Below are 13,108 nucleotides of genomic sequence, written 5' to 3'. Positions count from 1 at the left end.
AAATTTTAACTTTATTTTACTATACTCGACTATACTTTGACAAACCATTAGGGCTATTTTTTAGTATTTTCATGAATCTTGCATTGCAATGTAGTCACCCCTTGTGCGTGAGTTATTTTTTCTATTCTAAATTGCAAGGTAGGATGTACCTTTTGCATCCCCTCCAACCACTGCACCATATCTAGGGTAGATCCTTGCACTACCACATCTAGTGCTTCCTCTTCTTTGTGTGTACTGACCATTATCAATGGCGTATCTTCTATGGAGGACAACACCAAATGATACAAACCTTCTAGGTCTAACATATTATCATCTAATTGTTTGATAAATTGATAACTTTCACTGTTTAAAAATGTTGTTTCTGCCTCCTGTGATAGTATCTCTTCATCAATCTCTGCAGAGATTCGTTTCGTCTCTCCTTGAAAGTACACCATCATACTAATACCCGTAACCACTACACAACAGTAGACACTAACGACTAGAAGCAGACTTCTTTTGGGAATTGGTAAGGCTTTCCATAGTGGCTGTAATACGACTACGGTATAGTGCAGTTCCGGATTCTTTTTCCACCACTTCATCATAATGACGGTGACCTCCTAATCGACTCAACATTGAACTAAACTGATGCAATTCAGTTTCACTGCTTCCTTTAGCTTCTATATACCATTGGTTCATAGTAGACCACTCGACCAATTGAATGTGATATGTATTCGATGCATCTAATACATATATACATTCCTTCAACGTCCCCTGTGGCAATGATTCTTCTTTTGTATTCTCATGAACCATGGCTTCATACACACTATGAGCCTCCTTAGTATCAATATGGTGTGATGTTACCTCTGTTTGTTTTTCTATTATATCCTGATACTGTATATATGCTTTGGTACCCATCGTCACAGAACCTACTAAAAGAACAACCATTAGAGCCAAAAGGATCCACCATACTTTTTGATACCGAATATACCAACACATCCACTGTATATCTGGTCCTATAAAATTAACATTCTCTTTATTTTCCATCGACAAGTAACCTAATCGCTAAACCCCATGCCATTTCATGATTTATATTCTGCGGATTGTAACCTTCTCCTTTATCCACTATATGGAGAGGGACCTGATCAATGGTGCCATAAGTTTCTAAAATAGGCTCAAACTCTTTAGTTCTCGTTTCATCAAAACCAACTACAATCGCTCCCTTTGGATAGGGCACATTATATTGTTTGCTATCTTCATAGACTTTCTTACAAGCAGTCAATACAGCTTCTATCTCAGAAGACACTAAAACATGAGCAGTGCAGAATTTATAATTCCACAAGGATACTCGTACCTTATCTCCTTCTGGAGTAATACAAAGCATAGATGATTCTCGACCACGGCTGAATGCAAGCGGTGCTGGCCAGTAATCGATAACACGAAGATCGCCTCCACCTTGTTGAATTCCTCGCGCCACCTGTTTAACTTGTTTTCGCTCTAAGGCTACGATAAGAATGAACATCAACTCCTCTGTCGTACCCGGTCTAGAGGCAAAGTCGATAGCATTAGGAAACTCTTCATTCTGAAAGATTCTTTTTCCCTCGCGTTGGGCAAATAAGTATTGATCTATTTTATGCATCATCGGTGTCTCCATGTACACAGATTGTAATGGTGATTCAAAAACACAACCTATGGATATGCCTGTTTCTCCATAATAGTCAAAAAACTCTTTCATATCTGTTCCCATATCACTATGTCGTTTCTGAACGATTATATCTTCTAGCACATTGGTACCTTCAATTTTATAGGCTTTCACCCCCACAATTTCATCCTGTCCAATGGCAATAGACATCACTGAATTTGTTTTCATAATTACCTCCTTATTCCTGTACCCCTTCTACATGTATATCCTCTAATACCGTATCCTTATAGACCGTTCTAAAGTATACATCTTGCTTCACATTTGTTTCTGTGCTTACATCTATACATATGAGCCGTAAACAATACCGTTGCGGATCTCGCTCTTTATATATAATGGCTTCAATTCGTTCCGTACCCGTTTCTTCCAGTACATACTTCGGTGAACCACTACCAGTTACTTCCTTTTGATGCGCTAAAAATAATTCTTTCCTTGTGCCCAAGACGATACCTCTCTCTATGCCATATTGACAACGAACAAAACGATATTCATCCATCATGCTTTGATAAGTAATCTGCATCGTATGTTGCCAAGCAACCCAAGTACCAATGGTCATCATGGCTATCAGCAGAATCATGTACGATACAAAACCATTTTTCTTTCTCCTTTTCCTTCGGAACATAATAGTTAACCTTTCATGCATTCCCCAATATAACCGTTCTACAATATCTATTTTTAACTACTATCTACTTTCCTGTATGTTGTAATCGCTGAAGATAGGTAGCATACGGCAAAATGCCAGTCTGTACTTGATAACGATTCTGTCCACCTTCCATAAGTTGAATATGATCTCGCCGCCAATAGGGTCGCACCTCTGAGTACCAATGCAAATCAACTAACCCATCTGACCGTTCCTGAAAAAATGTAGACCCTTGGGGAAATACATGTATTTTTCCTATTTTAGGGCTGATTTCACTTTCTGTAATATCCTGCAATTGTCCATCCGATAGCATAGTCACAAAGGCATCTTGATACACCCGTATACGCCAATTTGAAGGAGATAATAACCATGAACCATCTTCACTGATTCGTGGTTTTTTCTCACTATAACGAAGTCGATTCATAATCTGTATACGACTAAACCTAGCATCTAACAATAATTCATGACGATGATGCAACATATGTAGCCATTTCACGCTATGTGATGTGATTAGGAAAAATCCTGTTACGATAGTCACTAATAATAGGCTACCTAGTAAGGCCTCTACCAGTAGAAAACCTGCTGTTTTCTGCTCACCTTTACTCCCTCTCGAAAAAAACTCACTTTTTCCAAACTTAACATCATACATTTCACCCATATGTATTTAACCTGTATCTTACCTCTCTATAACACCTCATACATTTCACTTATTTTGTTCCATTATGCTGTAATCTTATCTAATTTCATTGTCACTCTGTTAGCTGACTATCCTCAATCTCTATCAAACAAACTCTTCATCCAAAGTTTTATATAAATATATCGGAATTATAGTAGGCTATTTTGTTCAAAATCTATATTATGTAACTGCACTATATTGTTAGTCTGTACTCTTCGTCATTTTGATGATATTACTCATTGACTACGTTCCAACAAATAGGTAGTAAACCGATGTATCTCCTCTCCATGCCGATAGGCTATGACAGTCAATACATGTACTCCTTCTGGACTTATTTCTACTCTTCGCTGAAAGCTCGTCATTCCCACATTGGGCGGTTCATCAGACTCTGAACTAGTTCCACTCGCCCAACTCGCTTTCCCCTCTTCCATATATAAAATCATAGATTGTAAGGTTCTATCTTCTTCCATCATTTTTCCATATTGTTGGATACTACTCATCATTAGTACAAATAAAGTGGAACATAATAGACTCATCACAAACAGCGAGGCTAATACATCCATATAGAGAAATCCCTCTTGTTGTACTTTCAATATTTTGATTCCTCCCAACGTATACGCCCTGATTGTCGAGCAAATATAAAGGTTCGTTTATAGCGAATTAATTCATCTACTAATGTAACAGTAAACACTTTCCCCACTCCTTTATGAGCCGTAAATCGTATACTAGGATAAGTTCCAGTAAATTCGATATGCATAGACTCTGGTAACTCACGATAGACCATAGCACTGGACTCATTAATATATCCATATCTAGTTCTGTCTAATACTATACGATTACCACCACTAACATGCTGTAAATTCCCATATAAAGTAGCCATCTGCATACGCTTGATATGAGCAAATAAAATGCGCCCTTCTCGATCAAATTGGTAGTACTCTCGTTGCTCTCCATTATTTAAGAGCAATACCATGCCGATGATAAGCGAGCAAATCGCCATATATAGCAAGACTTCCACTAACAAAGAGCCCTCTTCTGGGTTCCGAGGAACTTTCATCATAGCCACCTCTCAACCGGATAGATGAATAGCAGCATCGTTGCTATACTGAAAGAAGGACCAAAGGGAATATAGGTATGATTCGGAGATACAATACGCCACACACAACTGTATAGAATGCCAATGACCGAGGAAAGTCCGCATAATGCCAAGCATTCCGCCGATGTGAGCCAGCAACTAATGGCCATCAACCATTTGATGTCACCTAGCCCCACACCACCACGGCTAAACCACCGCAATGACCACCACATTCCGCCCATACAAATAGCATTGACTACTATCATTAGTACATCACCATTACCTATCCACTGGTAAACAAATCCACATATGCAAATTAGAATAGCTCCCTCATCGGGAAGAATATAATATAGCTTATCGATGGTTGATCCCCAAAAGAGCGTTACTTCCAGCATATAAAGAAGCCCCAGTGCATAGATATTTGTAATACATCCAACTTGATAGGCATAGACAAGCCCTGCTGTCCCTATGATATGAGCAAAGATAGACATAAGGCACCACATACTATGTGTTTTCATATAGGTCCAAGAAACAATGAGATAGAGGCTTGCAACTCCTGTGATACCCGCAATACCTCCTAATACATACTCCATATTTCCCTCTTCCTTCTACTAATTAATTGTCCGCATCAGGTGCTGTGACAGCAATATGTTTACCTTTACCGCCTTCATTTTGTACACTGGTGACTGTATATTCTCCACCTTTAGGCGTTTTTACATGTTCAGTCAAATAGCCTTCTTTGTACAATGTATCTACAGTAGGTACTGCATCAGTAGATTGTTCCATCATATACAACTGGGCTGCATTGGAAATGGTTGTCACATCCGATTTAATTTTTGCTTCCTTCGCCTTGTTTGAGGCATTTAAAAATTGTGGCATTGCCAAGGATGCTAAAATGGCGATGACTGCCACCACAACCATTAATTCCACTAAGGTAAATCCATCTTGTTGCTTCCGTTGTCGTAAGGACAAACGTTGTCGAAGTGCTTCCATACTTCCTCCTATTGAATAGCTGAAATTGAATTAAACATCGGTAGCATCACTGCTACCACAAGTAAAGCGATCATACCGCCCATAATACTGAGCATAATAGGTTCTAATAATTGTTCTCCTCGTTTCACGGTCCGTTCCAAAATCCCCTTATAATACACATGCCCTTGGTCTAACATACTTTCTAGGTCACCCGTTTCTTCTCCAATACGAAGTAAATCCCATACAAAAGGAGTTCCTAAATGCACTTGTTCTAATGAATCCGTGAATCCATGGCCTTTAGAAATACGTGTTTTCACCTCTTGTTGTAAGGTGCTTGCCCAACGGTTGCCCCACAGCGATTCTGTCATATCTAGCATTTGTAACAAAGGTATTCCACTTTGTAAAAGTAGTTTCCAAATCTGACACATGCGAACCATCGTATAAGCCATAAGCCATTCTCTTCGTGCCATATATAGCCAAACCCTACGATGTACGCTGAACTTCACAGAGTCTAGTTGGTATGATTTCCACAAACCCACCCCTAATACTAGTACGCCAACCAGAAGATACACACCTTTTTGTTGTAACCAAGTGCCCCCAGTAAAAAGGGCTGCAGTAAGCGGTGGTAACTCAATTTGCATGCTCTCGAAAACAGATTTAAATTGGGGTAGAATAAAGCCCACTGCCACGCCTACAAATACCATCATCAATACCACCAAAAAGGATGGATACGTAATAGCTGATACTAATTGTTGGCGCAATCGATGCTCCTCTTCATACATACTTTGAATCATACCTAAGGATTCCACTAAGGTTCCTGATGCTTCCCCCGCTTCCAGTATCGTCATAACAATGACAGGACACTGATACTTTGTTAAACTTTTCGACAGTGCCATACCACGCCCTACATCTTCACGAATGTCTTCATAGGGAATAGTGGAACCTTTCGTATTAACCATCATATCTAAGGCTTTTCGTAAGGATATACCTGCTCCCAACAACATATGTAATCGATAGGCAAAGTGAATCATATGCGCTGTTTTCCATTGTTTCTTTTTTTTCTTAACAACCATACATTCCAAGTGAATCGGCGTTATGGATTGATACGCTAGCTTTGCCTGCACTTCCTCTTCTGAATCACCCCATACTTTGCCTGACACTATTTTTTTGTCCGTCGAAAATCCTTCATAGGTATACCAACTCATACATATTCTCCACTAATTTACCTGTAATACAGACTCCAACACTGGCAATGAGCCATAGATAGACTTTAACTCGGCTACTGCCATTTCCAGTGTTTTCATCGGTCTCTGTGTTTCTTGTAAAGATACAATTTGAGGTTCCTTTCGTTGCCGTATCAAATTTGCCACTGCTGGGGTGTTAATCAAAATATCTCGCACTGGAATAAATCTATCGTCGATGACAACCAATCGTTGGCAGATGACGGCGCGCAATATCTGTGAAAGTTGTGTCCGTACTTCTTCTTGTTGGTGTGCTGGAAACATGGAAATCATCCGATTGATGGACATGGTAGCACGCTGTGTGTGCAAGGTAGCAAATACAAGGTGCCCCGTTTCCGCCGCATGTAATGCCGCTTCCAACGTCTCCTTATCCCGTACCTCACCGATTAAAATCACATCTGGATCTTCTCGCAATGCATCTCGAATACCGTCCGCCATATGATGAAAGTGTGTATGCAATTCCCGTTGGTGTATCAAGGACTGCTGATGGTCCAATACATATTCAATGGGATCCTCTAACGTAATAATATGACGACGCATACTTTCATTAATGTGCATTAAACAAGACGTAAGAGTATAGGACTTTCCTGAACCAGTAGCACCAGCGATGATGACCAGTCCCTCTTTGAAAGAAGATATACGGCGCAATAAATTTCCCTCTTCCGAATTATCTAGTCCCGTTTTAGGTGGATATAAAATGCGCAAAGTGCCGCCCCATCCAGAACGCCAACGGAATAGATGAACCCGTATGCGTAAGCCTTCAAAGGTCATAGCTCCATCATAGGACATCATAGTATCCGATATAGCCTGCACTTGGTCCATCAGAAAGCTTAGCATATCTTCATCAGATAGTTCGTATTCCGTAGGCACTACATCCATACCTAATCGCCAAAAGACCGTACCACTTTGTACATGAATATCTGTAGCTCTGTGCTCTATAGCTTCATGCAATAGGTGTGACCAAATCATAATACTACCCCCACACGACGAACTTCCTCTTCCGTAGTCAACCCTTGCTCGATAGCTCGACGTGCGGACTCTTCCAAAGAACAAAGCAAGTATGAATTTAACTCTTCCCAATGACAATCATGACTAGGAATGGATAGTAACTCATACAATCCACATCGACCACGATACGCTCCATCTACTAGAGTTCGCACCAATCGTTGCGAAATAACACCTGTCAAAGTAGCACGTACGAGATAGTCTTCTACCCCCATATCCACCAATCGTTCCACTACACCTATGGCATGGTTCGTATGAATCGTAGATAGCACACGGTGCCCCGTTAACGCCGCCTGTACCGCTAGTTGCGCCGTTTCTTGGTCACGAATTTCACCGACCACGATGGTATCTGGGTCATGTCGTAAAATCGCACGTAATCCCTTACTGAAAGTCATACCAATCTGTGGCTGTACACCAATTTGAACGGCTTTTTCTACGATACGTTCCACTGGATGCTCCAAGGTAATAATTTGTTCCTCTTCTCCATTGAGTTCTTGCAATAATGCATACAAGGTAGAACTTTTACCAGAACCTGTAGGCCCACACACAAGCAGTAATCCATGTGGGCGTGCCAATAACCTGCGCACCTCTACACTGATATCCATGGGCATTCCCAGCTCTTCTAAGGATTTTATCTGCTCATCATGCCAAAAGAGACGACATACAAGACTTTCACCATACACAGATGGCAAGGAAGACATACGTATCGTTCCTGAGTTATTTTCATGAGTCCACACATAACGCCCATCTTGAGGCAATCTTTTCTCACTAATATCCAAAGACCCTAACACTTTCAAACGATTCATGACTTGCTCCCCTTCTGGCATAGGAATCCGTGCTATCTCCTGCAGACGACCATCCAAGCGAAATCGAACCTGCACCTCATTTTCTAAGGTATCAAAATGCATATCACTGGCTCCACTTTCATAAGCACGCTGAAAGAAATGATCCAGCTCAATCTCCACATGGTACATCATTTCACCTCCTTTACTTGCGTACTTAGGATTTCTCTATAGATCCTCTAAAATCCTAGAAAACACTCCTACCAGTCAACCTTGACTGGTAGTGCTATTTTAGGAGGAATAAATCAAAAAAGGGCTGTAACAAAATGTAAATCTACATTTCGTTACAGCCCTTGTATATTGGCATGTTTAGCTAATCTCCTTATCTCAAGATAAGTTCCTAGCGTTTTTTCTGTTTTTTATTAGCTTCTCCTTGTTGAAGCAATACTTTTTTCACTTCATCATGGATGAATTTAGAGTATTCTTTTACTCCGATATCATTCGGATGGATACCATCATCTCCGAGCCAATCTCGATGCTTCGATGCTAAACTAGCCCAGTCGATGATATGCACATTCGGATGTTCTTTGGCAAGCTTAGTTAAGTACTCATTATTGGCTTCAATCCACTGGATGCCTGGCGCATAATTGTTGATCCAGAAAATCTGACGATTTGATCCTAAATACTGCACCAATGCTTTTGTTTCATCTTCATAATAACCTGTAATAGGTCCATTAGTACCAAGACCAATGAGGACCGCATTACCTAATTGTTGATTCGCATCCATTTGTTTTGCAATCCCTAAGCCTGCCCCTACATAGCGTGATACTTTGGCATCAATTTGAATGCCTGCAAAGTCTTGTCGCAATGCGTGAGCAGAACCAAGCATGACGGAGTCACCAATGGCTGCCATGTGTACCATCTCTTGTGGATCACTGACAGTAGAAAGATCTATGACCTTAGCATTTTCTGCAGCTTGAGATTCTGCATTCTTTGCCAATCGCACTTGTAACTCTGTCACATCTTGTTGCTTCTCTGCCGGTGATGTGGCGAAAGCATACACACCTAAGACAATACAAATAGCACCCACGATGGATACGACTTTCATATAGTAGGAACGAACTACGTCCACAATAGCACAGAAACTATCTTGACGGACACACCAATTCGTAACCGCTTCAGACCAAAGTGTAAGGCCGATGATAACTGCTACTAAGACCAAGTAGTAGGCAATAGGCGATACAAAATAGTCCATAAGCCCCATATGTTCAAAGAGGTAAATCATGGGATATTGCCATAAAAATAATCCATAACTATGTTTACCAAACCAGGCAAGGAGTGGCATATCTACTATCTTTCCAAGTGGCGTATTAGGACGTTCTACTAACCACACCATGAAACCAAATAAGCAGGTAAATGTCACCATACCGTAGGTGTAAAGAGAAGGACTCTGCCCATCTACATAGATGTATCCTAATACTGTTGCAATGACTCCTGCCAATAAGAATACACTGCTAAGGATATTTCCTTTCATAGTGCCCAAAGGATATAGTTTTTGTTCACTACGGTGCAGTCCCAAAAAGGCACCCAATAGCAAAGCGAATATTCGTGTGTCTGTACCGTAATAGAAACGAGATACGTCCATGCCTTCTGTATATAGTAATGGCATAATGACAGAGGATCCTAACGCCAATGCTAGCACCCATACTAGACCAACGGTATAACTCCATTGTCTTTTCAGTGCTGTATAGATCCAATATAGAATTGGCCAAATGACAATGTATTGAATTTCTACCCCTAAGAACCACATATGGGTGAATGGCGATGTGTTTACTAAACGGGTAAAATAGTCCGCATTTTGTGCGATTTGCCACCAGTTATTATAGCCCAGCAAAATGGAAATCACTTCTGGGCGTATGCCCGCTAGTTTTTCAGGTAATAGCAAATGCCATAGCCCTAATATGACCGTCACCGTCAACACTAAGGGGATAAGAATCCGCTCTGCTCTACGCTGAAAAAATTTGGAAATACTATAATTTCCCACCTTCCATTGTTGATTTGTGGTGAAAGCTAATAAATACCCCGATAATACAAAGAAAAGGGAAACCCCCATGAACCCGCCACTGGCTGCATGGGGAAATAAATGAAAGATCGTGACACCTAGAATGGCTAACCCTTTTAGCCCGTCAAGGCCTTTCACAAATTGACCTGGTTTGACTCCTATAATACGTTTTTTCTGTCTTGAACCGAGCCCTTGATGCGGTTCTTCTAACTCTGGTGGCATCATTTGTCTTCCCTTCCATTATGAATAATATATACTACATTATTTGATACGTAATATACATTATAGCATAGAGAATGGGCACTGCGTAGAGTAAATTTTAAGAATAGTAAGCACTTTCTTATTACAAAAAAAGCAACAGAATTTTCACATCCTGTTGCTCTTATCATATCTTATTCTTTTGTTTTTCGACTGGTATCGCCCATACGGGTTAGTTTCACTTCCCCTAGTTCTACCCCACGAGTATGTTGTGTATGAGACCATACTTTATCGTGGCGATTCAAATATCCTAAGAAGGTAACGGGTACCCAAGAATAGATGAATAGTGGATACAATAGATAATAGATCCAAACTTTTGGTGGCACTTTAATTTGTGCTAACACAATAAGTGGAAATAAATATTGCCCAATACCAATAATCTGCCACACTTGTACTGGCAATATTTGGTAAATGATATTCGTATACAATGGTACAATACCATTGATATAGGTCATAATAATGTAAAATGCTGACAGTAACAAGAAATAAGGTTGTGTAATCTGCACAATCCCATCTAGGATCGTCCATTTCCCTTTCTTAATACCTTGCACAAAGAGTTTCGGTATATACCGCTCCCCTGTATCAAAATGACCTTGGGCCCAGCGTTTTCGCTGATTCCAAGACTGCATAAAGGTCAAAGGCTTTTCATCATATACAATAGCATTGTGAGCCCACGTGGTTTTTACACCATGGATTAACAGTTTCAAAGAAAATTCCATATCTTCTGTCAAGCTATTACAAGACCAACCATAATCACGGATAATATCTGTACGAATACACATACCTGTACCGCCCAAGGCTGTGGAAAGTCCCAAGTTATATTTCGCCAAATGCCACATGTGATTCACCATCCAAAAGGCAATGGCAAAGGTACCAGCCACCCATGTATCTGTTGGATTCTTCGCATTCAAGTATCCTTGGATTACAGGTTCCCCTTTTTCCAAGTGACGATTCATTTCATAGAGGAAATGAGGATGCACTAAATTATCCGCATCAAAAATGACGAAGGCATCATACTTGCGTTCCATGTCGAATACTTTATCAAACATCCAGCCCATGGCATAGCCTTTACCCACTTCCTCAGTATTAAAGCGTTCATACACTTCAGCACCAGCTTCGCGAGCAATCTTAGCGGTGTCATCTTTACAATTATCTGCTACAACAAAGATGTCATATAAGTGGCGAGGATAATCTAAGACTTGTAGATTATTTACCAATTGACCTATCACAGCACTTTCATTATGAGCACATACTATGATGGCAAAGGAATGTTTGGGTGGGCATTCCGTTTTATCATTTTTATGCCACATACCACAGACCATCAACACAAAGTAATACAAGGTATAAAATACGATGATTACTTGTATGGGAATCATAATTAGGTCAAACCAAACGTAATTCATCCTAGATCCTTCCTATTTACGAATATTGTTGATGATAGTATTACTAATACCATATACAGCATATAACACAAAAATCAATACCGGCCAAGAACGATAGTCCATCAACAGGCAAAATACGCCACAACCTACCGTAATGCCAACAGCGATTGGTTGCACTGGATCGCTACCTTTCCCTTTGAAATCTGGATGATGCACATTGCTGACCATCAAATAGCCTACCAATATCATAGCTAACATTAACGCCACATCAGGAATGCGGACACCACTTAACACATAGGTAGCTGCCATACAACCTGCTGCTGGAATCGGTAACCCTTGAAAGTAACCGTGTACTTCTTCTGTCATAATGTTAAATCGTGCCAATCTGAAAGCCCCCAATACAGAGAATACCAACAATGGCACATAACCTAACCAACCATAGTGATCTAAGCTCATCATATACAGCATAAAAGCTGGGGATACACCAAAGCCAACTACATCGGCTAACGAATCTAATTCACGGCCGAAATCTCCAGATACACCCAAAGCACGAGCAATCCGTCCATCTAAACCATCGGCTAATAAGGACAAAAGCACACATATGGCTGCCCCTGTGAAATTACCAGTCGAAGATAAACTAATACCGATGACACCAAATGCTAAATTTGCTGCTGTGCAAAGATTGGGAAATATAGACTTATTCATCTTTCACCCTCCCAATAATCGTCTCTCCACCAACTACGTGTTGCCCTTTTGTAACGCAAATCTCTACGTCCAAAGGCACAAATAGTTCTGTGCAAGAGCCAAACTTAATCATACCATACAAGGTACCTTGCTCTAAGGTATCTCCTACATCTGTCCAGGACACGATACGTCTAGCCAATAAACCAGCTATCTGTGTGACCACAATTTCCATTCTATCATTTTTAACGCTGATCGTGTGACGTTCATTTTCATAGCCTACAGAATCCTTATAAGCTGGTAAAAAACGTCCTTCTGTATATTGACGGAATGTAATTTCACCTGCCATTGGCGCCCGATTCACATGGACATCAAAAACAGATAAAAAAATCGTTACTTTTTTACATTGTTGATGTAAATATGTGTCCTCAAAGACCTCTACAACTTCCATCACTTTCCCATCCGCAGGTGATACTAGCACCTTTGGATCATGGGGAATACGGCGATTAGGATTTCTGAAAAAATAAGTAAAGAATAATGCCAGTACAAATGGTATAATTCCTAACCACCATGATAGAAAGTAGCCTACCAGTGCTGTCACAACTAGACAAGCACCGATTAAAGGATATCCTTCTTTAACAATCAAACCCATACTAAAC

Annotated in this window: 16 protein-coding genes; all 16 read right to left on the bottom strand. The window is 40.4% G+C overall.

Annotated elements, in window-relative coordinates:
• Nucleotides 1-53: 53 nt before the first annotated feature.
• On the bottom strand, nt 54-437 hold the full coding sequence (locus EO127_RS00160) for a hypothetical protein (RefSeq protein ID WP_127447522.1): 384 nt from the start codon (nt 435-437) through the stop codon (nt 54-56).
• Between the two features lie 34 nt (nt 438-471).
• On the bottom strand, nt 472-1,023 hold the full coding sequence (locus EO127_RS00155) for a hypothetical protein (protein WP_127447521.1): 552 nt from the start codon (nt 1,021-1,023) through the stop codon (nt 472-474).
• Nucleotides 1,013-1,846: a hypothetical protein gene (locus tag EO127_RS00150; RefSeq protein ID WP_127447520.1), complete on the bottom strand. Its 834-nt coding sequence runs from the start codon at nt 1,844-1,846 to the stop codon at nt 1,013-1,015. The genes EO127_RS00155 and EO127_RS00150 overlap by 11 nt, the downstream gene beginning before the upstream one ends.
• 10 nt (nt 1,847-1,856) lie before the next feature.
• A complete protein-coding gene (locus EO127_RS00145; RefSeq protein WP_127447519.1) occupies nt 1,857-2,252 on the bottom strand; it encodes a hypothetical protein in 396 nt (131 codons plus the stop codon).
• Between the two features lie 109 nt (nt 2,253-2,361).
• Nucleotides 2,362-2,973 carry a hypothetical protein gene (locus EO127_RS00140; protein ID WP_127447518.1) on the bottom strand — a complete coding sequence of 204 codons (612 nt, stop codon included), beginning with the start codon at nt 2,971-2,973 and terminating at the stop codon, nt 2,362-2,364.
• A 254-nt stretch (nt 2,974-3,227) separates the two neighbouring features.
• Nucleotides 3,228-3,584, bottom strand: a complete 357-nt coding sequence (locus EO127_RS00135; protein ID WP_127447517.1) for a hypothetical protein — start codon at nt 3,582-3,584, stop codon at nt 3,228-3,230.
• Nucleotides 3,581-4,051, bottom strand: a complete 471-nt coding sequence (locus EO127_RS00130; protein WP_127447516.1) for a hypothetical protein — start codon at nt 4,049-4,051, stop codon at nt 3,581-3,583. The genes EO127_RS00135 and EO127_RS00130 overlap by 4 nt, the downstream gene beginning before the upstream one ends.
• The gene (locus EO127_RS00125; RefSeq protein ID WP_127447515.1) at nt 4,048-4,659 is read right to left on the bottom strand and encodes an A24 family peptidase; all 612 of its coding nucleotides are present in this window, start codon (nt 4,657-4,659) and stop codon (nt 4,048-4,050) included. The genes EO127_RS00130 and EO127_RS00125 overlap by 4 nt, the downstream gene beginning before the upstream one ends.
• Nucleotides 4,660-4,681: 22 nt before the next feature.
• Nucleotides 4,682-5,059, bottom strand: a complete 378-nt coding sequence (locus EO127_RS00120) for a competence type IV pilus major pilin ComGC (protein WP_127447514.1) — start codon at nt 5,057-5,059, stop codon at nt 4,682-4,684.
• Nucleotides 5,060-5,067: 8 nt separating this feature from the next.
• Complete coding sequence (locus EO127_RS00115) at nt 5,068-6,243, bottom strand: type II secretion system F family protein (RefSeq protein ID WP_127447513.1); 1,176 nt, start codon at nt 6,241-6,243, stop codon at nt 5,068-5,070.
• Nucleotides 6,244-6,255: 12 nt separating this feature from the next.
• Nucleotides 6,256-7,248: a type IV pilus twitching motility protein PilT gene (locus EO127_RS00110; protein WP_127447512.1), complete on the bottom strand. Its 993-nt coding sequence runs from the start codon at nt 7,246-7,248 to the stop codon at nt 6,256-6,258.
• Nucleotides 7,245-8,258, bottom strand: coding sequence for a GspE/PulE family protein (locus EO127_RS00105; protein WP_127448047.1), 1,014 nt, complete (start codon nt 8,256-8,258; stop codon nt 7,245-7,247). Before EO127_RS00105 ends, EO127_RS00110 begins: the two co-directional genes overlap by 4 nt.
• Nucleotides 8,259-8,466: 208 nt before the next feature.
• Nucleotides 8,467-10,353, bottom strand: coding sequence for an acyltransferase family protein (locus EO127_RS00100; protein ID WP_127447511.1), 1,887 nt, complete (start codon nt 10,351-10,353; stop codon nt 8,467-8,469).
• Nucleotides 10,354-10,520: 167 nt separating this feature from the next.
• Complete coding sequence (locus EO127_RS00095; RefSeq protein ID WP_127447510.1) at nt 10,521-11,789, bottom strand: glycosyltransferase family 2 protein; 1,269 nt, start codon at nt 11,787-11,789, stop codon at nt 10,521-10,523.
• Nucleotides 11,790-11,801: 12 nt separating this feature from the next.
• Entirely contained in the window at nt 11,802-12,473 is a 672-nt protein-coding gene (gene pssA, locus EO127_RS00090; RefSeq protein WP_127447509.1) for a CDP-diacylglycerol--serine O-phosphatidyltransferase, read from the bottom strand.
• A complete protein-coding gene (locus tag EO127_RS00085; protein ID WP_127447508.1) occupies nt 12,466-13,101 on the bottom strand; it encodes a phosphatidylserine decarboxylase family protein in 636 nt (211 codons plus the stop codon). Before EO127_RS00085 ends, pssA begins: the two co-directional genes overlap by 8 nt.
• Nucleotides 13,102-13,108 lie beyond the last annotated feature (7 nt).

The organism is Veillonella sp. 3310 (assembly GCF_003999875.1).
GTDB lineage: Bacteria > Bacillota > Negativicutes > Veillonellales > Veillonellaceae > F0422.
This window is presented reverse-complemented; position numbering and strand designations above follow the sequence as displayed.

Bases quoted from the DNA above. Each gene is read 5' to 3' on its own strand.
- EO127_RS00150 (WP_127447520.1), bottom strand. From the start codon at position 1,846: ATGAAAACAAATTCAGTGATGTCTATTGCCATTGGACAGGATGAAATT.
- EO127_RS00100 (WP_127447511.1), bottom strand. From the start codon at position 10,353: ATGATGCCACCAGAGTTAGAAGAACCGCATCAAGGGCTCGGTTCAAGA.
- EO127_RS00160 (WP_127447522.1), bottom strand. From the start codon at position 437: ATGATGGTGTACTTTCAAGGAGAGACGAAACGAATCTCTGCAGAGATT.
- EO127_RS00120 (WP_127447514.1), bottom strand. From the start codon at position 5,059: ATGGAAGCACTTCGACAACGTTTGTCCTTACGACAACGGAAGCAACAA.
- EO127_RS00155 (WP_127447521.1), bottom strand. From the start codon at position 1,023: ATGGAAAATAAAGAGAATGTTAATTTTATAGGACCAGATATACAGTGG.
- EO127_RS00130 (WP_127447516.1), bottom strand. From the start codon at position 4,051: ATGATGAAAGTTCCTCGGAACCCAGAAGAGGGCTCTTTGTTAGTGGAA.
- EO127_RS00125 (WP_127447515.1), bottom strand. From the start codon at position 4,659: ATGGAGTATGTATTAGGAGGTATTGCGGGTATCACAGGAGTTGCAAGC.
- pssA (WP_127447509.1), bottom strand. From the start codon at position 12,473: ATGAATAAGTCTATATTTCCCAATCTTTGCACAGCAGCAAATTTAGCA.
- EO127_RS00105 (WP_127448047.1), bottom strand. From the start codon at position 8,258: ATGTACCATGTGGAGATTGAGCTGGATCATTTCTTTCAGCGTGCTTAT.
- EO127_RS00115 (WP_127447513.1), bottom strand. From the start codon at position 6,243: ATGAGTTGGTATACCTATGAAGGATTTTCGACGGACAAAAAAATAGTG.
- EO127_RS00145 (WP_127447519.1), bottom strand. From the start codon at position 2,252: ATGATTCTGCTGATAGCCATGATGACCATTGGTACTTGGGTTGCTTGG.
- EO127_RS00095 (WP_127447510.1), bottom strand. From the start codon at position 11,789: ATGAATTACGTTTGGTTTGACCTAATTATGATTCCCATACAAGTAATC.
- EO127_RS00085 (WP_127447508.1), bottom strand. From the start codon at position 13,101: ATGGGTTTGATTGTTAAAGAAGGATATCCTTTAATCGGTGCTTGTCTA.
- EO127_RS00110 (WP_127447512.1), bottom strand. From the start codon at position 7,248: ATGATTTGGTCACACCTATTGCATGAAGCTATAGAGCACAGAGCTACA.
- EO127_RS00140 (WP_127447518.1), bottom strand. From the start codon at position 2,973: ATGGGTGAAATGTATGATGTTAAGTTTGGAAAAAGTGAGTTTTTTTCG.